Source organism: Streptomyces sp. NPDC001157 (genome assembly GCF_053598255.1).
This window is the reverse complement of the sequence record NZ_JBSFJW010000032.1, coordinates 1-25,912: the sequence shown is the minus strand read 5'-3', so window position 1 is coordinate 25,912 and position 25,912 is coordinate 1. Positions and strand designations below refer to the sequence as shown.

The 25,912-nt window shown below is 70.5% G+C and carries 22 protein-coding genes; 13 read left to right on the top strand and 9 right to left on the bottom strand.

From position 1 onward, the window contains the following. Window positions 1–145 precede the first annotated feature (145 nt). Window positions 146–1,261: a glycoside hydrolase family 43 protein gene (locus tag ACWDAG_RS37205; RefSeq protein WP_450699980.1), complete on the top strand. Its 1,116-nt coding sequence runs from the start codon at window positions 146–148 to the stop codon at window positions 1,259–1,261. A gap of 93 nt (window positions 1,262–1,354) precedes the next feature. Here ACWDAG_RS37205 and ACWDAG_RS37200 read toward each other — a convergent pair whose 3' ends face one another. Continuing rightward, on the bottom strand, window positions 1,355–3,031 hold the full coding sequence (locus ACWDAG_RS37200; protein ID WP_450699979.1) for a rhamnogalacturonan lyase B N-terminal domain-containing protein: 1,677 nt from the start codon (window positions 3,029–3,031) through the stop codon (window positions 1,355–1,357). A gap of 207 nt (window positions 3,032–3,238) precedes the next feature. Here ACWDAG_RS37200 and ACWDAG_RS37195 point away from each other — a divergent pair, with 207 nt between their 5' ends. Both ACWDAG_RS37195 and ACWDAG_RS37190 read left to right on the top strand, forming a co-directional pair. Continuing rightward, window positions 3,239–4,288 (top strand): rhamnogalacturonan acetylesterase, encoded by a 1,050-nt coding sequence (locus ACWDAG_RS37195; RefSeq protein WP_450699978.1) that lies wholly within the window; start codon window positions 3,239–3,241, stop codon window positions 4,286–4,288. Between the two features lie 85 nt (window positions 4,289–4,373). Continuing rightward, a complete protein-coding gene (locus ACWDAG_RS37190; protein ID WP_450699977.1) occupies window positions 4,374–6,080 on the top strand; it encodes a DUF2264 domain-containing protein in 1,707 nt (568 codons plus the stop codon). Window positions 6,081–6,420: 340 nt separating this feature from the next. Here ACWDAG_RS37190 and ACWDAG_RS37185 read toward each other — a convergent pair whose 3' ends face one another. Then, window positions 6,421–7,425: an esterase/lipase family protein gene (locus ACWDAG_RS37185; RefSeq protein ID WP_450699976.1), complete on the bottom strand. Its 1,005-nt coding sequence runs from the start codon at window positions 7,423–7,425 to the stop codon at window positions 6,421–6,423. A 253-nt stretch (window positions 7,426–7,678) separates the two neighbouring features. Between ACWDAG_RS37185 and ACWDAG_RS37180 the strand changes: the two genes are divergently transcribed. Further along, window positions 7,679–7,852 carry a hypothetical protein gene (locus ACWDAG_RS37180; RefSeq protein ID WP_450699975.1) on the top strand — a complete coding sequence of 58 codons (174 nt, stop codon included), beginning with the start codon at window positions 7,679–7,681 and terminating at the stop codon, window positions 7,850–7,852. Window positions 7,853–7,931: 79 nt separating this feature from the next. Beyond that, window positions 7,932–8,351, top strand: coding sequence for an NUDIX hydrolase (locus ACWDAG_RS37175; protein ID WP_450700055.1), 420 nt, complete (start codon window positions 7,932–7,934; stop codon window positions 8,349–8,351). 10 nt (window positions 8,352–8,361) lie between these two features. Here the strand turns inward: ACWDAG_RS37175 and ACWDAG_RS37170 are convergent, their stop codons facing one another. Genes ACWDAG_RS37170 through ACWDAG_RS37155 form a run of 4 tightly spaced genes read right to left on the bottom strand, consistent with a single transcriptional unit; the run spans window position 8,362 to window position 11,995 of the window. Then, window positions 8,362–9,093 (bottom strand): hypothetical protein, encoded by a 732-nt coding sequence (locus tag ACWDAG_RS37170; RefSeq protein ID WP_450699974.1) that lies wholly within the window; start codon window positions 9,091–9,093, stop codon window positions 8,362–8,364. A 46-nt stretch (window positions 9,094–9,139) separates the two neighbouring features. Beyond that, window positions 9,140–10,531 (bottom strand): hypothetical protein, encoded by a 1,392-nt coding sequence (locus ACWDAG_RS37165; protein WP_450699973.1) that lies wholly within the window; start codon window positions 10,529–10,531, stop codon window positions 9,140–9,142. 29 nt (window positions 10,532–10,560) lie between these two features. Further along, on the bottom strand, window positions 10,561–11,385 hold the full coding sequence (locus ACWDAG_RS37160) for an alpha/beta fold hydrolase (protein ID WP_450699972.1): 825 nt from the start codon (window positions 11,383–11,385) through the stop codon (window positions 10,561–10,563). Continuing rightward, window positions 11,378–11,995, bottom strand: a complete 618-nt coding sequence (locus ACWDAG_RS37155; protein ID WP_450699971.1) for a TetR/AcrR family transcriptional regulator — start codon at window positions 11,993–11,995, stop codon at window positions 11,378–11,380. The genes ACWDAG_RS37160 and ACWDAG_RS37155 overlap by 8 nt, the downstream gene beginning before the upstream one ends. A gap of 164 nt (window positions 11,996–12,159) precedes the next feature. Between ACWDAG_RS37155 and ACWDAG_RS37150 the strand changes: the two genes are divergently transcribed. Continuing rightward, window positions 12,160–13,074 carry an NAD-dependent epimerase/dehydratase family protein gene (locus ACWDAG_RS37150; RefSeq protein WP_450699970.1) on the top strand — a complete coding sequence of 305 codons (915 nt, stop codon included), beginning with the start codon at window positions 12,160–12,162 and terminating at the stop codon, window positions 13,072–13,074. On the opposite strand, the gene ACWDAG_RS37145 is transcribed toward ACWDAG_RS37150, so the two are convergent. After that, the gene (locus tag ACWDAG_RS37145; protein ID WP_450699969.1) at window positions 13,075–13,539 is read right to left on the bottom strand and encodes a hypothetical protein; all 465 of its coding nucleotides are present in this window, start codon (window positions 13,537–13,539) and stop codon (window positions 13,075–13,077) included. A 381-nt stretch (window positions 13,540–13,920) separates the two neighbouring features. Here ACWDAG_RS37145 and ACWDAG_RS37140 point away from each other — a divergent pair, with 381 nt between their 5' ends. Genes ACWDAG_RS37140 through ACWDAG_RS37130 form a run of 3 tightly spaced genes read left to right on the top strand, consistent with a single transcriptional unit; the run spans window position 13,921 to window position 15,489 of the window. After that, window positions 13,921–14,118, top strand: coding sequence for a hypothetical protein (locus tag ACWDAG_RS37140; RefSeq protein WP_450699968.1), 198 nt, complete (start codon window positions 13,921–13,923; stop codon window positions 14,116–14,118). Next, window positions 14,115–14,762 (top strand): sigma-70 family RNA polymerase sigma factor, encoded by a 648-nt coding sequence (locus ACWDAG_RS37135; protein WP_450699967.1) that lies wholly within the window; start codon window positions 14,115–14,117, stop codon window positions 14,760–14,762. The genes ACWDAG_RS37140 and ACWDAG_RS37135 overlap by 4 nt, the downstream gene beginning before the upstream one ends. 7 nt (window positions 14,763–14,769) lie before the next feature. Continuing rightward, window positions 14,770–15,489 carry a hypothetical protein gene (locus ACWDAG_RS37130; RefSeq protein ID WP_450699966.1) on the top strand — a complete coding sequence of 240 codons (720 nt, stop codon included), beginning with the start codon at window positions 14,770–14,772 and terminating at the stop codon, window positions 15,487–15,489. Window positions 15,490–15,605: 116 nt separating this feature from the next. Here ACWDAG_RS37130 and ACWDAG_RS37125 read toward each other — a convergent pair whose 3' ends face one another. Continuing rightward, complete coding sequence (locus ACWDAG_RS37125; protein ID WP_450699965.1) at window positions 15,606–18,977, bottom strand: hypothetical protein; 3,372 nt, start codon at window positions 18,975–18,977, stop codon at window positions 15,606–15,608. Between the two features lie 392 nt (window positions 18,978–19,369). On the opposite strand from ACWDAG_RS37125, the gene ACWDAG_RS37120 reads away from it, so the two are divergent. The 4 genes from ACWDAG_RS37120 to ACWDAG_RS37105 all read left to right on the top strand — a co-directional run bounded on the left by ACWDAG_RS37120 (window position 19,370) and on the right by ACWDAG_RS37105 (window position 25,246). Then, on the top strand, window positions 19,370–19,912 hold the full coding sequence (locus ACWDAG_RS37120; RefSeq protein ID WP_450699964.1) for a hypothetical protein: 543 nt from the start codon (window positions 19,370–19,372) through the stop codon (window positions 19,910–19,912). Window positions 19,913–19,968: 56 nt separating this feature from the next. Continuing rightward, entirely contained in the window at window positions 19,969–22,182 is a 2,214-nt protein-coding gene (locus ACWDAG_RS37115; protein ID WP_450699963.1) for a trypsin-like serine protease, read from the top strand. Between the two features lie 410 nt (window positions 22,183–22,592). After that, a complete protein-coding gene (locus ACWDAG_RS37110) occupies window positions 22,593–24,251 on the top strand; it encodes a DNA/RNA non-specific endonuclease (RefSeq protein ID WP_450699962.1) in 1,659 nt (552 codons plus the stop codon). A 32-nt stretch (window positions 24,252–24,283) separates the two neighbouring features. Further along, the gene (locus ACWDAG_RS37105; RefSeq protein ID WP_450699961.1) at window positions 24,284–25,246 is read left to right on the top strand and encodes a hypothetical protein; all 963 of its coding nucleotides are present in this window, start codon (window positions 24,284–24,286) and stop codon (window positions 25,244–25,246) included. An 8-nt stretch (window positions 25,247–25,254) separates the two neighbouring features. Here ACWDAG_RS37105 and ACWDAG_RS37100 read toward each other — a convergent pair whose 3' ends face one another. Beyond that, window positions 25,255–25,620 (bottom strand): signal peptidase I, encoded by a 366-nt coding sequence (locus ACWDAG_RS37100; RefSeq protein WP_450699960.1) that lies wholly within the window; start codon window positions 25,618–25,620, stop codon window positions 25,255–25,257. Window positions 25,621–25,912: the final 292 nt, after the last annotated feature.

Genomic DNA, 25,912 nt, shown 5'->3' with positions numbered 1-25,912 from the left:
CGATAACAGAAAAACCTCCGCACGGCCGAAATCGGGAAAGCGCTATCTGCCAGTCGCGTCAGACCCGTTGACCTACCCGTTCCACGCCCTTACCTTTTCGGCGTTCGTAATGACAGATGGTGTTCGCTATTTCGAACGTCCCCCCATGAGAGGCAGCCGCGTGAGCCGCAACAACGACCTGCCCCAAGTCCCCAGCCGTCGCCTGATGCTGAAGGGAGCCGCCCTCGCCGCGGGCGCCCTGGCGGCCACCCCCGCCGTGGCGACCGCCGCGCCGACAGCGAAGGCGGCCCCGTTCGTGAACCCCCTCGTCCGTCAGCGTGCCGACCCCTACATCCACCGCCACTCCGACGGCCACTACTACTTCACGGCCACCGTCCCCGAGTACGACCGCATCATCCTGCGCCGCTCCCGCACCCTGAACGGCCTTGCGACCGCAGCCGAGTCCGTCATCTGGACCAAGCACGCCACGGGTGTCATGGGTGCGCACATCTGGGCTCCGGAGATCCACCGCATCGGCGGCAAGTGGTACATCTACTTCGCCTCCGCGCCCGCCGAGAGCGTCTGGGACATCCGCATCTGGGTCCTGGAGAACGCCGGCCCCGACCCCTTCAAGGGGGCCTGGGTGGAGAAGGGGCAGGTGAAGACCGCCTGGGAGACCTTCTCCCTGGACGCCACCACCTTCAGCCACCGCGGCACCCGCTATCTCGTCTGGGCCCAGCACGAGCCCGGCATGGACAACAACACCGCGCTGTGGCTGTCGAAGATGGCGAACCCGTGGACCCTGACGGGCCCTCAGGTACGGCTCTCCACCCCGGAGTACGACTGGGAGACCATCGGCTACAAGGTCAACGAGGGCCCCGCGGTCCTCGCCCGCAACGGCCGCCTCTTCCTCTCCTACTCGGCCAGCGCCACCGACTACCACTACTGCATGGGCCTGCTGACCGTCGACGCGAACGCCGACCTGATGAACCCCGCCAACTGGTCCAAGTCGCAGGTCCCCGTCTTCACCAGCAACGACACCACCAAGCAGTACGGCCCCGGCCACAACTGCTTCACGGTCGCCGAGGACGGCCGCAGCGACGTCCTCGTCTACCACGCCCGCCAGTACAAGGAGATCACCGGCGACCCCCTGAACGACCCCAACCGCCACACCCGCATCCAGAAACTGGGCTGGAACCCGGACGGCACCCCTGACTTCGGCATCCCCGTGGCCGACACGGTCGCCGGCTCGGCAGCCGGCTCCGTGAAGGAAAGGGCGTGACATGAGACGTGCGTACGCGGTACCGCCCGCGCTCTGTATCACGTACACCTGCAACGGCGGCACCAACCAGCAGGGGACGCACGGGACCTGACGTCAGGCCAGTAGGTCGATGGCGTCGATCGACGTGCCCGCACTGAGGAAGGACGTCGTCCCCGAGCCGCTGACCACGTTGATCTTCAGCACGTTGTACTGGCTGGTGTCCGTGAGCCAGGCACTCGCCGGAACACTGTAGGTGAACGTGTGGTTGTTGCCCCGGTACGAGCCCACGGTCAGCGACCTGGTGCTCGGCTGGCCGGGCGGCGAGGGGATCGACGACGTCCAGTCGTTGACGCTGATCTGCGGCCGGCCGTTGGCATAGGCCGTCGTCACGCCGATGCGCAGGGTGTGCGCGGCGGCGGCCTGCGCGGCCGTCAGCTTGAAGTAGACGACAATGCCGCTGTTGACGTCCTTCCAGAGGTAGCAGGGGAAGGCCGAGGTCTCCGTCCCGCTGCCGATGACGACGTTGCCGGTCCAGGACGCGGCCCGGCTGTCGGACGGATGCGCGTACGTCATCAGGTCCGCGTTCTTGAACCCGCTCGGCGAGCCGTTCCAGTCCCCGATGCGCCAGATGGCGCTCGCGTTGCCCGGGTCGTTCGACGAAGGGATCGCGATGGTGTTCAGGGTCGTCGTACCGCCCGCGGTGACCGTCACCGAGCCGGTGTGGACGGCCAGTTCACCCTTGAAGACGGTCAGGGCGTATGTCCCCGGCAGCACCCCCGGGATGGAGAAGTAGCCGTCCGAGGAGCGGGCCGGACCCCAGTACTGCGCGGCCGAGTTGGCGAGCCCGACGGTGTACGGGAACGCCGTGTTCCGCCCGGTGATCCCCACGCCGGCGACCTTGCCGCGCCCGCTCGCCGCGACGTGACCCGAGATGCCGAGCGAGTCCGCCCAGGGGGTGGTGAGGTTCGCGTGGTACAGCGCGGAGGAGGGCGCGCCGCCGTCCGTGAAGGCGATGACGTACGGGCCCTGGAGGCCGAAGCGCTGGGCCTCCGTCTGGTTCTCACCGTAGTAGAGGATCTCGTACAGGCCGCCGCCGTCGGCGCTCTGGTGGCGCAGGAGGGAGCGGTAGAAGGGACCGCCGGAGGCCTTCTCGTGGTTGGAGCGGACCACGTACAGGCCGACGCTCCCCGTCGACCAGCCGATGTAGTCGTAGTCGATGACCCGCAGCTTCGAGTAGTGCTTGGAGCGGGTCTGGCCGTCGGGCTTCTCGAAGACGTCCGAGGCCTCGACGGTGGTCGACGCGTAGGTGTACGAGTCGGGCTCGTCGTTGAGGAACCGGCCCGCCTTGACGCGCACGATGTAGCGGGTCGCGCTGACCGAGTCGTCCGCCTTGTTGGTCCACAGGTAGACGTTGTTCTCGCCGCTCCGGGCCGCGTAGTAGTGCTTGAGCGTGCCGTACGCGACGGAGATCAGGATCGTCGAACCGGACTGTTTGACGGTGACCGTGGAGGTGCCGAGGCCGGACTCGATGTGCGAGTTCTTGCCGCCGTAGCCCTGGTACTCGGTGCCCTTGTAGACCAGCGAGGTCAGGTCGCCGTTGGTCTTGCTGACCTTGAAGACCAGGTTCGCGCCGGTGTCGACGACGTAGTTCGACCCGTCGTCGGAGTAGCCGAAGCTCGCGGCCGACGCGGGGGCGGCGAGCGGCCCGGCGAGGGCGGCCGTGCCGGCGGCAGCGGCGGAACCGAGGACGAAGGTGCGGCGGCCGACCGGTCTGTTCGCGGTTTCGGACATGGGGGGTGCCTCCTCCGGAAGTCGTGTGGGGGTGGTGCGAGTGCTTGTGAGGGTGACAGTTGAATCGATTTCGCGAAAGGGCTTTCGCGCGCACCAGGTTGGCAATCTTGTGAAATCGATCCAATGACTAGAAAGCGCTTGTGGAGAGCGGTACGGTCCCTGCCGCCAGGCCTTGTCGTCCGGTCGTCTCCTCGGAGGGATGCGCGAATGAGACGTTTCAACCCCGCCCTCGCCCTGCTGGCGGCGCTGACGCTGAGCGCCGGCCTCACGGCCGCACCGGCCCAGGCCCACGAGGGTCACCGGCCCCTCGGCATCGAGAACTGCACCGCCGGCGCCTGCCACTTCGACGTCCCGCCCGGCACGTACGACGTGAAGGTCCTGCTCGGCGGCGAGGCCGCGTCCAGCACGAGCATCAGCGGCGAGACACGACGCTCCCTGCTGCCCGAGACACCAGCCGCGGCCGGGGAGCGTGTGGCCCGCAGCTTCACCGTGAATGTCCGCACGCCGGAGGGCGAGCCTACGGGACCGGACGGAACTCCCGGTCTGGATCTGGCGGTCGGCGGCTCGGCCCCGGCGCTCGCCGGCATCAGGGTCACACCCGCCCGGCGTGCCCGCCAGATCCTCCTGGTCGGCGACTCCACGGTCTGCGACCAGCCCGCCGACCCGTACTCCGGCTGGGGCCAGCAGCTGCCGCAGTACCTCCGCAGGGGTCTGTCCGTCGCCAACTACGCGGACTCCGGCGAAAGTACGGTGACGTATCTGCAGAACCCGCGGCTCTGGGCCACCGTCCAGCCGCTGATCCGCCCCGGAGACCTGGTCCTGATCCAGCTCGCCCACAACGACAAGACCACCGACGAGGCGACGTACCGGGCCAACTTGGAGACACTGGTGGCAGGTGTACGGGAGAAGGGCGGCGAACCGGTGCTCGTGACCCCCGTCGTGCGGCGCTGGTTCAATGCGGACGGCACTCTGAACAACGACACCGCACTGCTGGTCAACAGCCTCGGAGTGGACCATCCTGCTGTCATCCGCTCGGTTGCCGCGGCGCAGCACGTACCGCTCGTCGACCTGACGGCCAGGACGAAGGCGCTGGTGGAGTCCCTGGGTGTCGAGGGCTCCAAGGCGATCTATCTGTACAACGAGAAGAAGGACAACACCCACACCTCCGTGCACGGCGCCACGGTGTACGCAGGACTTGTCCGCGACGCACTTGTCGCCCAGCATCTGGTGCCGGAGGGTCTGGTGCGGGTGGGATGAACTCCTGGGGCGTCTCGACCGGAACCGGGGCGCCCCAGGTCCCACCCTTCGTCCGTGGCCGCAGCTCGCTCCTGAAAGAGAACCGATGCCCCTGCCTGCCGAGGACCGCACCGTCAGTCCGCACACCGGCTACACCCGTGCCCACTGGGAGGCGGCCGCGGACGCCCTGCTCGCCGCGGTCGAGCCGTACGCCGCGGAGGGCGGCGCGCTCTACCACCTCCCCGGCGACCGCACGAGCTGGTCCGGCCGGCTCTCCGACGGCCTGGAGGGCTACGCCCGTACGCTGCTCGCCGCGGCCTTCCGGCGCGACGAGACCGTGTTGCAGCGGTACGCCGACGGGCTCGCGGCCGGCGCCGCGGGCGTCTGGCCGCGGATCGAGGACCGCAGCCAGCCCCTGGTCGAGGCGGCGTCGATCGCCCTCGCGCTGCGGCTGACCCGCCCGCTGCTGTGGGACCGGCTGGACGACGGCGTACGACAGCGGGCGGCCGCCTGGCTCGGGGACGCGCTGACCGCCGAAGCCTGGCCCTGCAACTGGGAGTTGTTCCCGGTGACGGTGGGCGGATTCCTCGCCGACATCGGCTACGAAACTGAGGCGGCCCGCAAGGCGATCGACCGTGGCCTGGAGCGCATCGAGACGTGGTACGTCGGCGACGGCTGGTACACCGACGGCGGCGGCCGCAAGTTCGACTACTACAACGGCTGGGCGATGCACCTGTACCCGGTGTTGCACGCCTGGCTGGCGCAGGACACCGCACTGCTCGACCTGTACGGTGGCAGACTCTCCCGCCATCTGGAGGACTACGCCCGCCTGTTCGGCGGCGACGGCTCCCCGATGCACCAGGGCCGCTCGCTCACCTACCGCTTCGCTACGACGGTCCCGCTGTGGCTGGGTGCGCTGACGGGGCACACGCCGCTGCCACCGGGACAGGCGCGGCGGCTGGCGTCGGGGGCCCTGAAGTACTTCCTGGAGCGAGGCGCGGTGGACTCCCGCGGCCTGCTCACCCTCGGTTGGCACGGCCCCGACCCGGCCGTCCTGCAAGGCTATTCGGGCCCCGCCTCCCCGTACTGGGCGAGCAAGGGCTTCCTCGGCCTGCTCCTGCCGGCCGACCACCCGGTGTGGACGGCAACGGAGGAGCCCGGCCCGGCGGAGCGCTCCGACGCACTCGTCCCGATCGCGCCCCCCAACTGGCTTCTGCAGTCCACGAGTTCGGACGGCGTCGTCCGCCTCCACAACCACGGCAGTGAGGACGTCCGCTACGACCCGTACTACACGCGGCTCGCGTACTCGACGGTGACGGAGCCTTCGCCGTCGTACGACAACAGCGTGATCCTCGGGGGCGATCCGAGCCGGACGGAGATCGAGCCGCTGGGTGTGGGGGAGGGGTGGGTTGCCTCCCGGCACACGGCGGGCGGGGGAGCACGGGTGACCAGCGTGGTGCTGGCTCGCGGGGCCGTGGAGGTCCGGGCTCATCTGGTCGCGGGTGCCGAGCCGGGGACGGCGGTGCGGGTGACCGGGTGGGCGGCGGAAGAGGGTCTGCGGGCCGAACTGCTGCCGGCCGTCGGGCTCTCCGACGAGCTCACCGGGGTCACCGGCAAGGGGGAGACCCTCTTCGTCGCGCTGGCCCGGCTGACCGGGGAGAAGGATCCGGTTCCCTTGGCGGAGACGGTGAGCGTACGGGCGGATGGGGCCGGGGAGTTGACCGTGCGCTGGAGGGAGGGGCCCGAGGTCCGGGTGCGGCTCGGTGAATGCCGGGACGAGATCGTCGTCGAGGAGTCCCGTCCCGCAGGGTGATGCCTCACCGCGAGGGGAGCGGACGGGCTCACTGAGTGGTGGCGGCGCGCGTCGTGCGGTGCCTGGCCAAAGACGAGGCCGTGTCCTGCCCCGTCCTCGCCAATTCCTGCGACGACGGCCGGCCGGTGGGCCACTGCACGTAGGCAGTGGTGGCCGGGCAACCTCACCTGCCTGGACCACTCCGGCGGCGAGTCCGGCGACGACGGGCTTACGGGGGGGGGCTTACCCGGCGGTGAGTGGTCGTAGGTCGTGCTGAAGTCATGCCCCCTGTCGCCGTCGGACGATCAAAAGGTCGCCGCCCCGGTTTCCCGGGGCGGCGGACGTCACGCCGTGGCGGGTTTCAGCCGCCGAGCACGGGCAGGGTGAGGCCGCACTGGACGGGCTGGGCGTGGGCGGGATCGAGGGCGTTGCGGACGAGTTGGGCGGCGTTGGAGTCGTAGGCGATCGAAACGTGTTCGGAGAGGTCCTGGCGGCAGATGTCCTGGATCGTGATGTTCTTGACGGTCGCGCCCGGTCCCGCGGTCAGGAACTGGTGCGTGTAAGGGGTGACGACCTCGTCGAACTTGCTGGCGATGACGGTGTAGGAGACACCTGGCTGGGTGTCCCCGTCCCGGTCCAGCGTGGTGTTCACCGCGGAGCCGACCATCTGGTCCGCGTACGCCTGGCCGACGAGGAGGGACACGGTCGGGTTGAGACCCAGCTTGGTGGTCAGTGTGCCGAGGCCCGAGGCGGTCGTGCCGTGGTTGGAGGGCGCCAGTCCGATGAGGCTGTGCACCTTGTTCTTCTTCGGGTGCGCGGCGTCCGTGCCGCCCGCGAACCGCAGATACCAGCGGGGCGTCAGACCACCGCCCTGGGAGTGCCCCACGAGGTCGACCTGTTTGGCCCCGGTGGCCTTCAGCACACGGTCGACGTAGGTGGCGATCTGCCGGGCGGAGTCCGGGACGTGCGCGGTGGCCTTGATCGGGTTGCCGGGCGTCCCGCCGTAGTTGACGGCGAAGACGCAGTAGCCCAGCTCCTTCAGATACGGGGACATCACGCCCCAGTTGAGCTTGGCGTTCGCGAAGGTGCCGTGCAGCAGGACGACCGGGCGCGGATGCTCACGCGTGGGCTTGCAGTTCCAGTCGTTGGCCCCGGCCGGTGACCCCTCCGGGTCGAGGAGCCCGCCGACTCCCGCCGCCGGGAGGGCCAGGAGGTTTCGCGGTGGCGGAGGAGGCGCGGGACTGTCGGCCGCGACCGCCGCGCCCTGCTGCCCCACGGCCAGTGTCAGGGCGAGCCCCGCACAGACCGCGGCCCACCTGGCGCGCAGCCGAACCGACCGCTTCCAGGGAACATTTCGATCAGTCATCGCGCCGCTCCTTGTCTCAGGCCGGCCGAGCGCCGACGCGGAGATGATCGAGGAGCGGTGTGTGCGCGGTGCGTGACGGCCGCGCGCAACGCCTCTCATGGAGCAGCGATTTCACCCGTCCGGACCGTGTCCTCCCGCAACTCGGCGCGGACGAAGGGGCCGGGCGCGACCCGAACGGATGGGGCGTGAGACGAACGGTTTGGGCGCGAACAGTTCGGGCGTCACCGAAGCGATGCACTCCTAGCCTGCCGGTATGAGCGAGACTCCCCAGGAATCACCCGCCCGGGCCGTCACCGGCATGGTCGACCACGTCCTCGAACTGGCCGCCACCTGGACGAACTGTGCCGGTAAACCCGCCCACGTCGACGACCAGCTCGACCACTTGCCCGGTGACTCTCATGACCCGGCTCACAGCGCTGGGCGGTGAGCCCTTGGTAGAGTAGGGGCTTTCGTGGGTATCAGACCCTTTGGACTCATCTCCGGCGAGGGACCGAGGAACCATGGACATGGACATCCCCGGCGACAAGCGACTGGCGGCTGCCGTCGTCATGGACGACGAGGGCCGGGTGCTCCTGGTCCGCCGCAGTGAGACGGAGAAGTTCCTGCCCCGAGTGTGGGGCGTCCCCTGCGGCAAGCTCGATCCGGAGGAGAGCGCCCGGGACGGTGCGCTGCGGGAGCTGAAGGAGGAGACGGGGCTCCTCGGGGAGGTCGTCCGCAAGGTCGGCGAGTCGTCCTTCGTCAGCGAGTACCGAGGGCACGAGATCAAGAACTGGCAGGAGAACTTCCTGGTCAGGCCGTTGAGCGAGCAGATCACCCTGCCTCGTGCCGACCAGTCCTACGCCTGGCTCGCACGCTCCGAGCTGACCACGGTCGAGATCGACGAGTACAACCTCGACATCGTGGACCAGGCCTTCACGAACTCCTGAACCCCTGAACTCATGAACTCCTGAGCAGTTCGGCCAGTCCGCCCAGCGCTGCCAGGTAGTCGTCCGTCTCCAGTGGCACCTTCGGTACGGCACCCGGATGCGGGCCCGCCGCGGTGAACACGTCGGTGTGCTGCCGCCGTCCGCTCCCCGTCTCCAGGAACAGCGTCACCGTGGGTACCTCCGTGTCGCACCAGGCGCGGTGCAGGGTGTGCGCCGGCAGGGCGTATGCGCTGCCCGCCGCGTACTGCCCCACATGCGTCAGCCGCAGCCGCGCCGGGCCGGCCGGCTCCAGCAGCCAGTCCGCAGAACCCTCCTTCAGTGACTCCTCGTACCGGGCGGCCGGGATCCCGTCCCTGCCGCCGCCCTCGACGTCGTACAACTCCATGGCGAGCCGACCGCGCACGACGTAAGAGGCGAGCGGGGAACGGTGGTTGTGGATGTCCTCCTTGCCGATCGCGCCGGCGCCCGGGTGCCACAGATGGGCGCGCAGCATGTGCCGCGGCCCGCCGTCGATCAGCAGCAGCTTGTCGAAGCCGAGGACGTGCCGGTACGAGAGCCGGGCGCACCCTTCAGGATCGCCCTCGCCGGAGGCCAGTTCGGCGATCAGCTCCAACAGCCGCTCGGATGAACCGAGTTCGGCGACGACGGAGCGGGCGGCGGCGACCCGTTCGGGTTCGGGCAGCTCACCGTCCAGTGTCCCGGCCAGCAGTCGTCGCGCCGCCAGAACCTGCCGACCGCCCATGCACACATACCTCCGCGTTCACTGCTCCCGGCCTACCGCTTCCGGTTCATTCTTCCGGTCGATACATCCATACGGCATGTGCCCGCAGCGCCGAAAGACCTTGGTAGGTCATCCACATGGGATGCCGCAGCTCACTGCTGTCGGTCCGGCCCCAGGACCAGATGCCGTCCGTCTGCCCGGCCCACACGGCGGCCGCCGCGCCGTCCAGCCGCTCCCGCCACGCCTCTTCCAGTCCGTCCTGCGCAGCGACCTCGCGGGCGCCCGGGGTCATCAGGGCGCGCAGCACCCAGGAGGCGGTGAAGTGCCGTACGTTCAGCACCTCGTGGCGCTCGGGGTCGTCGGTGCGGGGGCGGCGCACCTCCTCGCGGAGGTTGCGCAGGTCCGGGCAGCGGGTGTGGGCCGCGCTCGTGCAGGCCAGCAGCCAGCGGACGCCGTCCTCGCGGGCGGAGCGGGCGCCCGCGCCCTCGGGTTCGTCCAGCACGCGCGCCGCCCGGTCGAGGGCCACCACCGCCTGCGCGGTGTGCAGTGCGGAGGCCATGCCGTACGGCGGGTCGAGACGGTAGCTCCAGCAGCGCAGGTGCTCACGGCGCGGGTCACTGATCGCGCCGTCGGCCAGGGCCTCACGCAGCACGGGCAGTACGGCGGAGTCCGGCGCGGCGCGCAGCAGCCCGCGCAGCACGGTCGTCACCACATGGGTCGACTCCCGCCCGGCACGGTCGAGTTCACGCGTGAAGCCGGCCGTGCAGCGGCCCACCTCCTCCGTCAGCCGCTCGCCGGACGCCCCCGCCCGGGCCAGCGCACCCAGTACCAGCGCGGTGACCTCGGGCCGTGCCTCCGCGCCCTGCGACCGTGCGGACCAGCCCCCGTGCGGCAGCCGCAGCCGCCACAGCGTGTCCACGAGATCCCCGGTGCGCAGCCGTCCGTCGGGTACGCCGAAGTCGAGCATGATGTGCAGCCCGTACGCGGTGCCGACGGAGGTGGGGCGGGGTGGGCTGCTCTCGCCGAGGGAGTGCGGCCAGCCGGTGAGCCGCCCGCGGGCCGGGTCGTCGACCACGCACGCTTTGTCGACGAGCGTGCCGTACGCGGCGGCGAAGATCTGGGGGAGCGGGCCCGGCGCGGGGGGCTCCGCGGCGACGGGGGCGGTGGTGGCGGGCCGGTAGGGTCCGGCTGCGGCCCGGGCGCGGAGCAGTGCCGCCGCGAGCCAGGCGGCCACGCCGGTCCCGATCCCGCTGACCCCTGAGATCAGGTATTTGGCGGCCTCTCCGCCGAGGGAGCCGGGCAGCACCCCGAACAGGAACTGGAACACGGCATACCCGGCGGCAGCGCAGCCGAGGCTGCCCAGCCAGCCGACGAACCGTGCGGCCTCGCTCGGCCCGCCGGGTTCCGGTGCGGTGCCGTCCGATCTCAAGGGACCGCGTCCCAGCTGCTGTTGAGACAAGGCACGCTCCCTCCCCCGAAGCTTCCAGTCTAAGTGGTCAGCGGGACAGGTGTGCCGCCGCCTCCGAGCAGCGTCTGGGCGAGCAACTCGGCGAACGCGACGGGATGCTCGGCCACACCGACATGCCCGCCGGGGAACTCGACGAAGCGGCCTGCGTTGCCGCTGCGCTCGGCGAGGAACCGGGCGGTGCGGTACAGGAGTTGACCGCGGGAGTCGGAGCCTGCGGCGAGGGTGAGGCGGCCGGAGGAGGCGGCGAGCGCGGGGAGGTCGGGGGCGTACGAGGTGAACTGCCGCAGGACATGGGCAAGGAAGAGGGCCATCGGGATGCCCAACTCCTCTTCACGTGACAGGGGTTGACCCGACGGGTTCACCTCCGGCTCCTGCCCCGTCAGCACGGCGCCCAGCCTGGCCCCGGCCGCTTGCAGCCCGGCGGCGCGGTAAGTGTCGTACACGTCCTGGAACATGGCCTGCTGTCGTGGCCCGTCCGGGAGCACCCCCACGCACGGCGGCTCGTGCGCGACCACGTGGCTCAGCCGCCCGGGGTGCCGGGCGAGCAGGTCGAGGACCGCGATACCGCCGGAACTGGTCCCGAAGACGTACGCGGACTCGCCCTCGGCGAGAACCTCGTCGAGGACGCGGCGTGCCCCGTCGCTCCACTCCTCCACTCGCTGGTCGCCGGCGGGTTCGCCGAGCCGTCCGTGGGCGAGCCCGAGCGGGTCGTACGTCACGACGGTGAAGCGGTCGGCGAGCACGTCCGTCAGCGGGGCGAATCCCATGGGGTGCCCGGCACCGCCGGGGACGATCAGGAGGACGGGCCCCTTGCCGCGTACGTCGTAGTGCAGGTCCTCAGCCATTGCTCTGCTCCTCGCTGTTCTCGTTGTGCTTCTCGCGGTTCTGCTCCCGGGGCCAGTTCGTGAGCGTCACGTGCAGGGCGTCGACGGCCTTGTCCCAGGACTTCTGCACATCGCGTGCGGCGCCGAAGCCGCCGGTGGCCTCCAGGGCGCAGTAGCCGTGGAAGGTGCTGCGCAACAGGCGTACGGCATCGGTGAGATCGGGCTCCTCCAGGCCGTAGGCGCGGAGCATGCCGTAGGTGATCTCGGCGGTGCGGCGGAAGTCGGGGGAGGCGGCGATCAGGGCCTGGTCCATACGGATCTGGGTGGCTGCGTACCGCCCGGGGCGCTCCAGCGCGTACTCCCGGTAGGCACCGGCGAAGGCAGCCAGTGCGTCCTTGCCGGCACGTCCGGCGACGGCGACGGCGATGCGGTCGATCAGCTCGGCGCCCGCGAACAGCGCGAGGCGGGTGCGGAGGTCGTCGAGGTTCCTGATGTGCGAGTAGAGGCTCGCGTCCTTCACGCCGAAGTGGCGGGCCAGGGCGGACAGGGTGACGTTCTCGAAGCCGACCTCGTCGGCGAGCTCGGCTGCCGCCGCGACGATACGGGCGGGGCTGAGGCCGGCTCTGACCATGGATGGGATCTCCTGTGTTCCGGTGCTTCCTAGGGTTCCTAGGAAGAAACCTAGTATGGCAAGCCAGTTCTCGGCGACCGAATTACACCCCCCGAGTCACAGGCGGCCGGGCTGTCTCGTCCCAGGTCTCGAAGACGGACTTCGGGATCAGGAAGGTGATGGTCATGCGGGTGTTCGTGGCAGGCGGGAGCGGGGTCCTGGGGCGTCGGCTGGTGGGGCAGTTGGTGGCCCGGGGGCATCAGGTGACGGCCACGACGACGAGTCCGGCCAAGCTGGATCTGCTGAGGCAGCTGGGCGCCGAAGCGGTCGTGATGGACGGGCTGGATGCGGTGGCGGTCGGTCAGGCGGTGGCCGAGGCCCGGCCGGACACGATCGTGAATCAGATGACCGGCCTTTCCGAGGCGCACGCCGGCAAGCCCGATATGCGCAAGGCCGACCGCTTCTTCGCCACCACCAACCGGCTCCGCACCGAGGGGATCGACCACCTGCTGGCTGCTGCCGAGGCGACCGGTGTCTCCCATGTCGTCGCGCAGAGCCACGCCAGCTTCAACGGGCTCCGCGAGGGCGGATGGGTCAAGACCGAGGAGGACCCGCTGCAGGTGGTGGAGGGGACCAAGGCGATCGCCCACCTCGAGGACGCGGTTGTCCGGTCCGGCGGCGCGGCCCTGCGCTACGGCGCGTTCTACGGGCCGGGCGCCAACGACGACCAGGTCGAGATGGTGCGCAAGCGGATGTTCCCGCTCGTCGGGGGCGGCGCCGGCTACACCTCATGGGTGCATCTCGACGACGCGGCGAGCGCGACCGTCCTGGCCGTGGAGCAGAAGGCCAGGGGTGTCTTCAACATCGTCGACGACGAGCCGGCGCCGGTCCGTGAGTGGCTGCCGTATCTCGCGCGGTGTGCCGGTGCCAGGCCGCCGCGGCGGCTCCCGGCGTGGCTGGCCCGGCTGCTGGCCGGCGAGATGGTCGTCGGGATGATGACCGAGGGCCGCGGCTTCTCCAACGCCAAGGCGAGGCGGGAGCTGGGCTGGGAGCCGCGGTACCCGTCGTGGCGCCAGGGGTTCCGCGAAGAGCTGGTGTGATCACCGCCCCCGGTGGACGGCATCGAGCTCCCCGACCGCCGCCCGTACGTGCTCCGGGTCCTGCCCGGCGCCGACGCACCGCCACACGGGCCGCCCGTCCTTCTCGCCCAGATGCATCCCGAGGCCGTGCACGGTGCAGACCGGCCAGGCCTGCCACAGGCACTCGGTGACGGTGTCCTGCGCCGCCTCGGCGACGGCGGCCAGGGCGGCGAGAGGCTCCTCGCGGGGTGAGCCGGGGGAGTGCTCCCAGAGCGCGTTGCCCCACCACTCCCCGTTGGGCAGGGTGACGTACACGTTCTCCGGCTCGCCCTCCTCCCAGTGCGGCAGGGCCATCAGCCGTAGCGGCCCCTGCTCCGGCAGGGTCGCGGCAACGTCCTGGTTGACCACGGCCAGGGCCTCGTCGAGTACGGGGTACTCACCGGGCTGGACCTGACGGGGCGTGGGCTCGCGGAAGGGGGCGTACATGGCCCCATCCTCCGTGGCGGGCAGCACCCCGCACGTACGAATGTGACCCACGGCACACCGCTGAAGGGGCACACCAAGTCACGTTCGCGCAAACGGCGTTCGAAGTCCTTCGCTTTCGGTGGATGCGCAGTTCGGCGGGGGTGGCGCATGAGGTGCGAGGGTCGGCGTGCCATGCCGGTGCGCGCCTGTGAATTCGCCGCTGGCCAACAGTCAGCGGAAAGCTACCCTCCGTTAGAAAGATCTGTTCGAAGGACTGCACGTTTCCCGGGTCGCGTCCGCTTACCTGTTTCCCAGAGCAACGAGGCTCTAGGTGCCAGGCCCGTCCAGTGCGGGGGACCGGGCGGTAACGGCACTGACTGAAAGAGAAGGAAAACAGTCACTGTGAACTACGACGTAGTCAGCCTCGTGCTGGCCTTCGCCGCCGTGGCGCGCTCGTACGCGCCCGACGTGTGGTTCTTAGTGCGGCGTCTGCTCGGCGCCGGAGTCCGCGTCGGGGCCCTCGCCCTGAGCGAACAGCAGCTTCCCCCTGCTCCGACACCCCCCGCCCCGGCCTCCTGGACCGAAGGAGGCCACCGATGACCGGCCCGCAACCCGACCCGGCAGGACGTACGAGGGGCAGTTCCGACTTCGTCATGCCGCCCGAGTTCTGGGACTTCCACGCCCGCTACGACCGCGCGTGCTTCGAGTACAGCCGCATCCACCTCGGCGGCAATGCCCTCGCGGCCCGTCGGCTCGTCAACCGCACCTTCCTGTACCTGGCCACCATCTGGCCCCGCCTGGAGGCCATGGAGAATCCCGGCGCCTACGCCTGGGCGCTGTTCAAGCAGCGCGTCCACGGCGAACTCACCGCCCAGGGCCGCAGTCCGGCCACGACCGAGACCCTTGCCTTCGCCCGGGCCATCCGCGCGGCCAGCGCGCCCCTGCTCGGCGCCTTCCGCAGCGCCTTCCAGGCCGAGTACGGAGAGGAGATCACCGAACTCGAGGAAGGGCTGGGCCTGTTCCGGCAGATGTCACGGCTGAGCGAGCGGCAGTTCGACGTGATCCTGCTGCGTGACGTGCTCGAGTTCGACACCAAGGACACGGCGCTGATCATGGGCATCCGTGAGGCCACCGTACGGTCCACCCGGCGCACCGCGATCCACCGGCTCGCGACCGCCATGGGGTACCGGACCGAGAACACGCCCGGCTCCGCTGCGGACACCGCCGACGACGACAAGGAGTGACCCACCCGTGAACCGCACCCCGCGCAGCATCGAGGAGGCCCTGCGCCGTTCCCGCGTCTTCCGGGGCGAGTACAGCTACGCCGACCTGGAAGCCGCCCGGCACGACCTCGCACGTGACCTGCACGAGCTGCGCTGGATGCGGTTCCTCAACACCGCCGCGCACTGCGGCCACACCCCCGGGGCCAACCCGCTCCCGGCCGCCCTGCACGAACAGGCGGCGCACGACCTGCGCCTGCTGTGCCGCGGCACCGTCCACCACCACGGTGCCGCCCGCCGCATCACCGCCTTCGACACCGACCGCGACCCCGACGGCGCCCTCACCTTCGCCTGTCTGCTGTACCTCGCCGACCAGGAGGAGGGCGCCCAGTTCTGGTGGCGCTACACCGCAGGCGCCGGCAGTGTCACGGCCGCCCTGTGCCTGTACCTGCTCCATCTGCGCCGCGGTGACATGCGTGACGCCCAGCACTGGGCCGACCAGATCCACCGTCTCAACAGCCTCGACTGGACCAGCTACACACCCGTACCGCACCATGCCGACACCACCCCCCACCCCTGCGACGGCCCGGGCGTCCGCTACACGCTGCCCCACGTGCCGCCGGCCGTCTCCGAACGGGCGGTCAAGGACGCGGTCGACGAACTCGAGGCTCCGTACGACGGCAGCCTCGGCCCCGTCCCGCAGCCCATTCCCGCGCTCGCCGACCACTGGGACGACCTGGTCACGGCCTGAACGGCGGCCGAGCCCGGCCCTGTGGACCGCCGCATCCGGCGGGTCGGGTGAATGGCCAGGTCGAACACCGGGCCACTCACCCGACGGGACGCCGAGACGGCTTCGCGGGACGGCGGTCAGAACATCGACGACAGTCCGCTGGTGATCGAGGAGACGAGCTCCTTGCCCTCCTCAGCGACCTGCTTCACCACGGGAGCCACCCTCTTGGCGACCGGGGTGACCCACTTGGACTGGCCGTAGGTGACCAGGCTCAGCGCGGTCCCCGCCGCGGACCACAGGAACTCGCTGCTGGTGAAGCCGTGTTCGATGCCGGTGAACAGGGTGCTCAGCGCGCCGGCTCCCATCGCGATGCCGCCGAAGATCGCCGCGGCCGGGACACCGACGACGGCGAACGGGGGAAAGACGAGGCTGGCAAGCCCGAGGCCGGCGGAGATGAGCCCCGCTCCGATGCTGACGTAGTTGAAGGCGTCGGCCCACCAGCCGGCGTCCGTGTACCACTCGTCGTTGTCGCCGTTGCTGCCGTTCTGGTTGACGTCGTCGTTGGCGTCGTTGTCGGCGGGGTTGCTGCCGTTGTTCCGGTTCTCCTGCGCCTTCTCCGCGGCCTCACGCGCGGCCTCGCGGGCCTCCGCCTGGCGCTTCTGGATGACGATGGTGCGTGCCTGGTTCGCCGCGGCGGCCGCCGTGGCCGCGTCCCGGCCCGCTTGGAGTTCGGACTGGCGGGCGCTGGCCGCGGACTGCTGGGCGCTGTAGGCGGAGGCCAGGGCTGAACGGGCCGCGTCGATCGCCTTGTTCGCGGAGTAGTTCGCCGAGCGGGAGGCGGTACGTGCCGTCGTCGCGGCGGCCGAGGCCTTGTTCGCCGAGGCCTGCGCGGCCGCGGCCGACTTGTCGGCCGCGTCGGCGTTCTGCCGGGCCTGATCGGAGTACTTGCCGGCCTCCGCCCCCGCCGCCACGGCCGCGTCGGACCACTGCTTCGCCTTGATGGCGTCCGCGCGGGCGTCCGCTGCCACCTGCGACGCCAGTGCCGCGGTCTGCTGCGCCGCGTAGGCGGTCTTGGCCGCGGCGGCGATCGCCCCCTGGATCGCTGCGACATGGGTGGCGGAGTCGTGGTCGAGCTGGGCCGCCGAGTGCTGCACGACCTGGACGAAGTTCCGGCGCATCCACGTCGGCCCCTCCAGGGCGACGTCCCCGTAGGCCTTGGTGTAGTCGCCGCCGTTCGCCACCGAGGTCGCGGTCTCGACCGCGTCGTCCTCCCGCACCGCGGCGGGGTAGGTGCGGTCGAAGAAGTCCTGCAACGCCTCCGGGGTGTTCTTGTCCAGGGCGTCGTTGGCCGCCTCGGTGACGGCCTTGCCGGGCTTCTGGTCGAGGATGCGGCCGATCTGCACCCGGTTGTCGTCCTGCGAGGCCTTGATCACACCGGAGGTGAGGAAGTCGCCCACCGCCGTGGAGCTGGTGCTCGCCAGAGCCGCGTGCGCCGCCGCGGCGATGGCGGGGTTGGATATCTGCGCGATGTAGAGGACCGTCTCCCGGTCGTCCTGGTGCTGGGCGACGCCCCGGTCGAGGTCGATCCAGGAGAACACGTCGTCGTCGCTGCCGGACAGCGCGAACTGGGCGGCCTCCCGCGTCCAGGCGCCCTTGGAGTCGAGCAGCGCGGTGGCGGCCCTGCGGCCCAGGGTGGCGGCGAGCGACAGGTCGCCGTCGGTGAACAGGGCCTTCTCGGCCGCGCTGATCAGGTCCTTGGTCGCCTGATCGGTCTGCGCCTGCTGAGCCCGCTTGTTCGCGTACTCGGCCTGCTCCGCCACCTCGATCTCGGCCAGCAGCCGGGCCTCGTCCACGCCCTGCAGCCGCTCCTGCTCCAGGCGCGCCAGCTCCGCGTCCCGGGCCGCCTTGGCGACGGCCATCGCGTCGTCCACGGCCTTGGTGGCGGTGTCGGCAGCCTTCTTCGCCTCGGCGGCGTGGGCGGTGGACTTGTTCGCGAAGTCGATGGCCTTGCCCGCGTTCGCCACGGCCTCGTCGACGGCGTCGGCCGCCTTCTCGGCATGCGCGGCGGCGGAGTTGGCGGCATCCCGCGCGGTGGCGGCGGCGGAGGCCGCCGTGTTGGCGAGGGCCTGAGCGGTGGAGGCGGCGTTGGTGGCGCGGTTGGCGGCGGCGCTGGCGATGGCGGCCTGGCGCCTGGCCTCGGCAGCCTGCGACTGGGCGACTCCGGATGCGGCCGCGGCCTGCGCGGAAGCGGCAGCGGCGGCCGCGGAGTTACGGGCCGCGGAGGCGGCCGAGGCACTGGCGGTGACGGACTGCGCGCAGGCGGCCCGCGCGTAGTCGGCGGCCTTGGCCGCGGAACGGGCCTTGGCGGCGGAGTTGCGGGCCGCGACCGCCGCGTCCTTGGCCGCCTGGGTCTTGTTGGCGTCCTTGGAGGCGGCGATGGCCGCGTTGTAGGCACGGGAGGCGGCGCCTCCGGCGACGGACGCGGCGTGGGAAGCGGCGGTGGCCGCCCAGGAGGCGCGGCGAGAGGCGTTCACAGCGGCGTTGGAGGCGTTGATGGCGATGCGGGCCGCGTTCGCCGCGCCCGTGGCCGCGCTGGCCGCCTTGCGGGCCGCCGCGGCGGACTTCTGTACGTCCTCCTTGGCGGCATCGGCCTCGGCCGCGGCCTTCTCCGCCGCCTTCTTCGCCTCGGCGGCGGCGGCCATGGCCCGCTCCGACGCCTCGACGGCCAGGTCGGTCTCGGCCTGGGCACGCTTGCCCTCCCGGTCGACGACCGCGACGAGTTCCTCGATGGTCGCCGACTCCTGGTCACGGGCGCGCGCGATGTGCTGGCCGGTGTCGAGGAACCACTGGATGTCCGTCGCGGAGCCGTTCAGGGCGCGGTTGGCGTACTTCTGCACCTCGGGCCCGGCGTGCACGAGCATGGCGGCGACCTGGACCTGCGAGTCCTCCAGCCGGGCGCTGTACTGACCCTCCGTCAGGAAGGCTTCCAGTGCCGCCCGCGTGCCCGTGTCCAGGGCGGCGGACGCCTTGCGCTGGACCGCCTTTCCGCCGGTGGCCGACAGGATGGCGGTCGCCACCCGAAGGTCTTCCAGGAGCGCCGGCTCGTAACCGCCCGTGAGGAAGGCGGTGATGGCGCTGTCGCCGTTGTCGAGAGCGGCGACGGCCTCTCGGCGCAGGCCCTTGCCGGAGCGGGCGAGATAGCTGGCGATCGCGACGCGGTTGTCCTCGGTCGTCACCGTCGGCAACGTCTGGGTGAGGAAGGTGCTGATGTCGGCGTCGGTGCCGGAAAGAGCGGCGGCCGCTGCCGCCTTGGTGGCCTTGCCTCCCGTCATCCAGGCCTTGACCACCTTGGCCCGGTCGGTGGTCGGCAGCGCGAGCGGATCGGTCGTCGTCGCTGGCGCGTCGGCCGCGCGGGCCACGGGCGCCCACGTCAGGGGCGCGGAGGCGGCGGCCGTCACAGCGGCGAGCGAGCCGAGGACTCGTCTGCGGCTCCAGAAGATCGTCTGCATAGGTTTTTGTGTCCCCGTGGTTTCTGTGTGACCCGGTGAGGCGTGTGCGTCGCCTGAGTAATGACGTGACCATACCAATGCATCGCCTTTTGGCAATCAAATTGACAATGCGGTTCAAAATCCGCACCGAAGCCTGCACGCCAGATGCTCTTTACTGTTCCTTTACTGCACCCCGTACAACCTTGCAGGACTTGTGGTGAGCCTCACATGAAACCTCCAAGTCCCGTCCGTTTTATGGGTGTTGGAGGAGTGGACAAACTCAGGAAAGCGAGATGGCATCGAGGCGGGGGGAATGCGATGTGGAAGCACTCGCGGCTTTGTCGATTTCCTTCACGTCTGCCTTGAATCAAGTCAAGGTCATAGATTCGCAAGCAAACGATTTTGGGAAATTAATGAAGTCGCGTATCAGATTTGCGGCACAGCCGCGGTACAAGAGATTCCTCACCCGCACCCTGGGTACGGCGGCGGTCGGCGCCCTGGCGTGGGCCGCCCTGGCGGTCGGCATCCCCAGCGGGTCCCATGCCGAGGCCGGCACCGCCACGACGGTCGCGGGCAGCGCCCCCGGTTACGCCGTCGAGAACTTCGACTACCCGCAGCGGGACAAGATCCTCGCCGAGAAGAACATCCTGCTCAAGCGGGGCGACGGCCACATCACGCTGGCCGACTGCGCGAGCGGCACCGGCCAGTTGGAGGTCCAGGCGCGGGACAAGAGCAAGGTCTGCTTCGACGTCAAGGGCGACTCCGGCTGGCTGACCCTGGAGCTGCCGTCGGTCTACCTCATCCGCGGCAACGACTACTCGACCCAGGCGGACATGACGGTCGGCACCGAGCAGCAGTCGTACGACATCGCCAAGAACGCCTGGACCCCGGTGGGCGAGAGCGCGGACGACCAGGCCCGTGAGTGGACGCTCCTGGAGCTTCGGACCTCCAAGTAGAGCCCCCGCGAGCCCTTCTGCCCGAATCCGTCACCACCCACCAGGGAACCGACTTCATGACCTACGCCAGACCTGTGCGCCTCGCCGCACTGGCCGCCACCCTGACTCTCGGCGCCGCCCTGCTCGCGGCCGCCCCCGCCGCCGCCGTCACCGGCCCCGCGGTCGCCGCCGCCGACACCACCTACGCCTACACCGCGCAGATCACCGTCGGCGATCACGACCGCGGCTGCTCCGGCGTCCTGGTCGACCGCGAGTGGCTGCTGACCGCGGCCAGTTGCTTCGCCGCCGACCCGGCCACCAGCCTGATCGTGCCCGCGGGCAAGCCGGCCGTGAAGACCACCGCCGTCGTCGGCCGCTCCGACCTGACCGGCACCGCCGGCGCGGCCCGCGAGATCGTCCAACTGGTCCCGCGCACCGACCGCGACGCGGTCCTGGCCCGCCTCAACCGCCCGGTCACGGGCGTCACCCCGATCTCCCTCGCCACCGCCGCGCCCACCGCAGGCGAGAGCCTCACCCTCGCCGGCTACGGCCGCACCAAGAGCGAGTGGGCGCCGCTGAGCCTGCACACCGGCGCGTTCACCGTGGACTCCGCCGCCACCACGACCGCCTCGGTCACCGGCACCAGCGGCACGGCCGCCTGCATGGGCGACACCGGCGGGCCTCTGGTCCGCACCGGCAGCGGCACCGCCCAACTGGCCGCCCTCGCAAGCCAGTCGTACCAGGGCGGCTGCTACGGCATCGACGCCGGCGTGACCAGCACCGGCGGTGTCGTCACCCGCGTGGACGACCTCGCCTCCTGGGTGAGCGCGACCACCGGCGCGGTCCGCATCACCGACTTCAACTGCGACGGCGTCGAGGACATCGCCATCTCCGACCCCAGGGCGACCGTCGGAGGCGTCGGCTCGGCCGGCCTGATCCGGATCGTCTACGGCGGCGGCAAGGGCACCGCCGAGATCAACCAGAACCTCGACTGGGTTCCCGGCGCCGCCGAGGCCGGCGACTGGTTCGGCGAGTCCATGGACACCGTCGACTACGACGAGGACGGCTGCACCGACCTCGTCGTGGGCACCCCGGCCGAAGACCTCGGCAGCACCGACGCCGCCGGCATGGTCGACATCCTGCACGGCGCCCCCGGCGGCCTCGGCACCGGCACGGTCAAGAACACCCACTTCGAGGAGGGCTACGGCACCGGCTCCCTGGCCACCGCGGTCCCCCAGGCCGGCGACCGCTTCGGCGACTCCATCGCGGCCGGCGTCACCGCCGCCGGTGAGCCGTTCGTGGTCGTCGGCACGCCGGGGGAGACCGTCAACGGTCTGGCGAAGGCCGGTGCGGCCTTCTACATCCACGGCGGCACCAACATCATCTTCCACCAGGACAGCACCGACGTGCCCGGTGCCGCCGAGGCGAACGACGGCTTCGGCGGCTCGGTCACGGCCGACGCCAACTTCTTCGCCGTCGGCGCGCCCGGCGAAGCCATCGGCACCGACGCCAACGCGGGCACTGTGGCGGTCTTCAGCCACACCCTGACCTCCGCGGGCCTGCCCACCCCGAAGTTCGGCCTCGACCAGGACCTCGACACCGTCTCCGGCGGCGCCGAGGCCGGCGACCAGTTCGGCTACGCCCTGGCCCTGGCGCCGTACCGTCCGTCGGGCTCGACCAGCGCCACCGACTCGATCCTCGCGGTCGGCGCCCCCGGTGAGGACCTCGACATCGACGGCGCCGCCAAGGCCGACGCCGGCAACGTATCGACCTTCCGCATCACCGCCGTCGGCACCTTCACCCAGCTCAACACCATCTCCCAGGGCACCGGCGACGACGACGTGACCGGCGCCGCGGAGGCCGGGGACCGCATGGGCGCCGCCCTGACCGCGATCAACACCGCCCCGCGGGCCCTGAGCACCACCGCCACGATGAAGCTCGCCGTGGGCGTCCCCAACGAGGCCATCGACACGGCGGCCAACGCGGGCGCGGTCCACACCTTCTCCCTGCTGGGCGCCCCCGGCGCGAACGACCGCTGGCTGGAGGCGGGCGACGGCGACGGCATTCCCACCGCTCCCGGTGCCGACCAGCAGCTCGGCACGAGCATCCACTACACCGGCACCAAGCTGTACGTCGGCCTGCCCCTCGGCCCGAGCACCTACGGCACGCTGTACGCCCTGCCGCTGTCCAACGTCACCGCGGGCGGCACGGTGGCCCCCGTCACCACGTACCAGCCCGGCGCGGGCGGCCTCCCGGCAGCGGGCGACCGCTTCGGCTACGCGGCGCGGTAACCAACTCCGGCGGCACCACCCCGGCGCTTCACGTCGGGGTGGTGCCGCCGTCGTAGCCGGTCAAGTTCCCCTGAGACATCGGCAGTTGTCCGAAGCCCCCCGCCAAGAGGAGAGGCATGACGATCACGCATGCGAAAAGACCTGGACGACCTGGGCGAATACGTTCCAGATCGGCCGTACTGGCCCTGCTGAGCTTGGTCACCCTGGGGCTCACCACGACCGGCGTGAGCCATGCACAGCAGCAGCGGCCCGAAGGGAAGCTGCGACAAGTGGGCAGGATCGATTCGGCGGATTCGCCGGCGACCGCAGCCCTCTCCGGAACCAGCGCTTTCCGGGCGGAATCCGGGGAGCGGTGCGAGCCCACGAAGACACGGTCGAAGGAACGCCGGGCCGGCGCCGCCGAGGCATGTGTGAGCACGAGCCCCGCCCCGGCCAAGTCCACGGCGACACAACAGCGGACCCTCGCCGCCGTTGCGGCCGCGGGCAGCTGCGGCATCACCAGCCCCGGCACCTACTCCTACAAGCGCTTCGAGTACTGCGTGACCGGAGTGAACGTCGTCTACGTCCTGCGGGACAGCAACGGCAAGGAACTCGGACGCGGCACCCTGGAGGTCTCGACCAGCGCGACGCTCCCGAAGGCGGGCACGTCCTGGAACGAGCAGGTCACCGTGAAGATGACCAGCGCCAGCGGTGAAGTCACCGCCCTGAACGCCAAGTTCCGTGCCGCCTGCGGAACCGGCTGCACGGCGACGAAGACCGCCCCCTGGTACGGCGGTGACCTGACCGTCGGCCAGACCCTCACCGGAAACGTCACCTACTCCTCGGCCCCCGCCGCGGGCGCCGTAGCGGAGTTCGACACCTCGTACAAGATGTACGTGACCTCACCGGGCGCCACGGCCGTCGACCCGAACGCCTCCTGGGCGAACCCGCGCAAGCTCCGCTGTGACAACGCGGTCGGAGGGAGTTCGTCCGCCGGCTGCGTTGTCCCCTCGGTCATGCCGGTTGTGCCGATGCGCGCGACGTCGTCCGACCCGGGCGGCGCCGTGGCCGCGTACGAGTGGGCGCAGAAGAACCTCAACGACGGCTGGGGCGACGGCAAGCCGCTGACCCGGTCGACGAGCGGGGTGGCCGACCGCTCGGCCCGCACCTGCGGGGGCTTCACGGCGCTGACGGACCTCGTCGGCACCGACACCTGCGGCGAGTTCCCCTTCGCCGAGGCGAAGGAAGGCGGCACCTCCGGCGACCAGTGCGTCGAGGTGATCGCCAACCTCGGCAACGGCGAATGGGACTCGTACGTCCTCGGTGACAGCCGGGAGCTGGACAGGACCCGGCCCTGTGTCCGCGCCCATGTCCCGGCCGCCGACAAGCAGTTCGCCGACGCGCAGCTCGCCGAGGGCTTCGTGGACCAGCGGGTGATCGACGCCGATCAGTTCAAGGTGACGTTCACGACGCCGGACACCGGCCCGCACGGCCGCTGCCTGGACACCACGCCGGCCGGTTCGCTGCCCAACGGCGACGGCTGGATCCTGAACACCACCGAAGCGGTCGCCCACGTCAACAAGACGACCGACCCGCTCGGCCCGGCCGGTACACGGCCGACCCGGGCGCAGGCCTGCCTCGGCAAGGGGCCTGTCAAGGGCAGTGGCGCCTCCGGCGACATCACGGGCTGGCAGGACGCGCAGCTGTTCAACCAGGCGAACCCGCCGACGTCCTCGCAGGCCCGGTGCCACCTGATCGCGAACATCCTCGGCGGCAAGGGCCAGATCCTGGACGGCGGCCAGAACAACCTCGTCCCCTGCTGGCAGACCGGCATGAACACCGGCACGCCCAGCATGCGGACCTACGAGTCGATGGCGCAGAACATGCTCAAGGACGGCACCTTCGGACCGGACGACGCGATCTTCTACCAGGTGACGCCCGTCTACACGGAGGCGACGAGCACGATCCCGGTGGGCGTCACGATGACCGCTAACATCGAACGGGCGAATGGGACGACCGAGGAGCTGTTCCCCAACGTCTACGTCCCCAACACCAAGGGGAACACCGGGTTGTTGAACCTCGGTAACTGATCACCCCCCAGTTCGTACCAGCAGGAGCCGGCATGAGTTTCACCACCCCGCCGCGGCCATTCGACGTGACCGCGCTCTTCCCTCAACTGGCTCCGCTGGCGCGGACGGCGACCCGGCTGCATCCGCGGCCGGGGTCGCCGACCGTGCGTGACAGCTCCGTCGGCGGGCCGCTCCTGTGGCCCGCCGACGAGCCGTGGCCGCACTGCGACGGGGAGCACATCTGGGACAAGTGGACCCCGGCGCTCTCGCCGGACGACATCCGGCGACAGCGCCGCGGGGCGGCGGCCGGTGAGGGCCGCCCGCAGCCCGAGGGCCCGATCCCCATGCTTCCCGTGACCCAGCTGTACGCCCGCGACGTTCCGCTCCCGACCCCGCCCGGGGCCGATCTCCTCCAGGTCCTGTGGTGCCCCTTCGACCACCCGACGCACCCGCGTACCGCGCTCTTCTGGCGCTCAGCCGCCGAGGTCACCGACGTCCTCGCCGCCCCGCCCGAGCCGTCCGCGGTCCAGCTCGTCACCTATCTGCCGGAGCCGTGCGTGCTCGCGCCGGAGCAGGTCACGGAATACCCCAACCCCATGGAGCTGAGCGAGGACCTCCAGCGGCAACTGAACGACGTGAGCCGCTGGGAGACGGCCGGCCCGGCCTGGAACCCCGCATACGCGGTCGCACCCCACGAGCTCTACCGGAACGAACTCGCCCACGCCCCCGGCTGGAAGACCGGCGGCTGGTCCCCCTGGGGTCTCACCGACCCCATGCCCCGCCCCTGCCCCGCATGCGGCACGGAGGCGCTCCCACTCCTGACGATCGCCAGCACCGAATGGGACGGCGGCAGCGAGAGCTGGGCCCCACAGGAGGAGCACACCGACCCCACGCCTCTCCCTCCGGGCTACCCGACGGCGAACTTCACGATGATCGACATCGCCAGCGGCTACAACCTCCAGCTCCACGCCTGCCCGGCATCTCCGGACCACCCGCACATCGAGCTGGTCCAGTGAACGAGGGCTCACCCGGCTACTGCGTAGCCGGGTACGGACGGCCACCGAACCGTCAGCACGACCGACTCTTCCTCCGCGAACCATGAGTGGTCGACCCCGCGCCCCCACACGACGTAATCGCCCTGCTGCTCGAGAAGCACACTGCGGCCGGGAAGTTCGACGCGGAAGCGACCGCTGATGAGGACCAGCAGAGCGGTGCGTTCCTCGCCCTTGACCCACTGCGGTCGCTCATCGCCGCGGGGATGGACACCCCATTTGATCTCCACAGCCTCGCTGTGGCGCGGATCGCCCACGTCCTTGAAGTGGCCCAGAAGCCACCCCCGGTCCAGTGCCGCATCCTTGCCCGCGTTGCCCACGTACACGCTGTCGTTCACGTGGCTGGACTTTAGTGCGCTTCAACCGTCGTAAGACAACAACACGGGTTTGGCCAGACGTAGATGGTCTGCATCGCTGATGCCGAGGAGCCGGGTGTTTCACACCGAGGATCCGGTGACGCCAGCCCGGGTTTCTTGTTGGTTCCATTCTGGCGTGAAGTGTGGTGCATGTCACGTGGTGGGTCTGCTGGGGTTGGTGAGTTCTGGCGTTCTTTGCCCGTTTCGTTGATCTTTCCCTGGATGTTTGCTGCCGGTTAGGTTCCGCTCCTGTCTTGTGACCGCGCTGTGGGTG

Bases quoted from the DNA above. Each gene is read 5' to 3' on its own strand.
- ACWDAG_RS37185 (WP_450699976.1), bottom strand. From the start codon at position 7,425: ATGACTGATCGAAATGTTCCCTGGAAGCGGTCGGTTCGGCTGCGCGCC.
- ACWDAG_RS37135 (WP_450699967.1), top strand. From the start codon at position 14,115: ATGACCGGCCCGCAACCCGACCCGGCAGGACGTACGAGGGGCAGTTCC.
- ACWDAG_RS37205 (WP_450699980.1), top strand. From the start codon at position 146: ATGAGAGGCAGCCGCGTGAGCCGCAACAACGACCTGCCCCAAGTCCCC.
- ACWDAG_RS37105 (WP_450699961.1), top strand. From the start codon at position 24,284: ATGAGTTTCACCACCCCGCCGCGGCCATTCGACGTGACCGCGCTCTTC.
- ACWDAG_RS37155 (WP_450699971.1), bottom strand. From the start codon at position 11,995: ATGGTCAGAGCCGGCCTCAGCCCCGCCCGTATCGTCGCGGCGGCAGCC.
- ACWDAG_RS37125 (WP_450699965.1), bottom strand. From the start codon at position 18,977: ATGCAGACGATCTTCTGGAGCCGCAGACGAGTCCTCGGCTCGCTCGCC.
- ACWDAG_RS37115 (WP_450699963.1), top strand. From the start codon at position 19,969: ATGACCTACGCCAGACCTGTGCGCCTCGCCGCACTGGCCGCCACCCTG.
- ACWDAG_RS37175 (WP_450700055.1), top strand. From the start codon at position 7,932: ATGGACATCCCCGGCGACAAGCGACTGGCGGCTGCCGTCGTCATGGAC.
- ACWDAG_RS37200 (WP_450699979.1), bottom strand. From the start codon at position 3,031: ATGTCCGAAACCGCGAACAGACCGGTCGGCCGCCGCACCTTCGTCCTC.
- ACWDAG_RS37180 (WP_450699975.1), top strand. From the start codon at position 7,679: ATGAGCGAGACTCCCCAGGAATCACCCGCCCGGGCCGTCACCGGCATG.
- ACWDAG_RS37160 (WP_450699972.1), bottom strand. From the start codon at position 11,385: ATGGCTGAGGACCTGCACTACGACGTACGCGGCAAGGGGCCCGTCCTC.
- ACWDAG_RS37145 (WP_450699969.1), bottom strand. From the start codon at position 13,539: ATGTACGCCCCCTTCCGCGAGCCCACGCCCCGTCAGGTCCAGCCCGGT.
- ACWDAG_RS37120 (WP_450699964.1), top strand. From the start codon at position 19,370: ATGAAGTCGCGTATCAGATTTGCGGCACAGCCGCGGTACAAGAGATTC.
- ACWDAG_RS37190 (WP_450699977.1), top strand. From the start codon at position 4,374: ATGCCCCTGCCTGCCGAGGACCGCACCGTCAGTCCGCACACCGGCTAC.
- ACWDAG_RS37170 (WP_450699974.1), bottom strand. From the start codon at position 9,093: ATGGGCGGTCGGCAGGTTCTGGCGGCGCGACGACTGCTGGCCGGGACA.
- ACWDAG_RS37150 (WP_450699970.1), top strand. From the start codon at position 12,160: ATGCGGGTGTTCGTGGCAGGCGGGAGCGGGGTCCTGGGGCGTCGGCTG.
- ACWDAG_RS37195 (WP_450699978.1), top strand. From the start codon at position 3,239: ATGAGACGTTTCAACCCCGCCCTCGCCCTGCTGGCGGCGCTGACGCTG.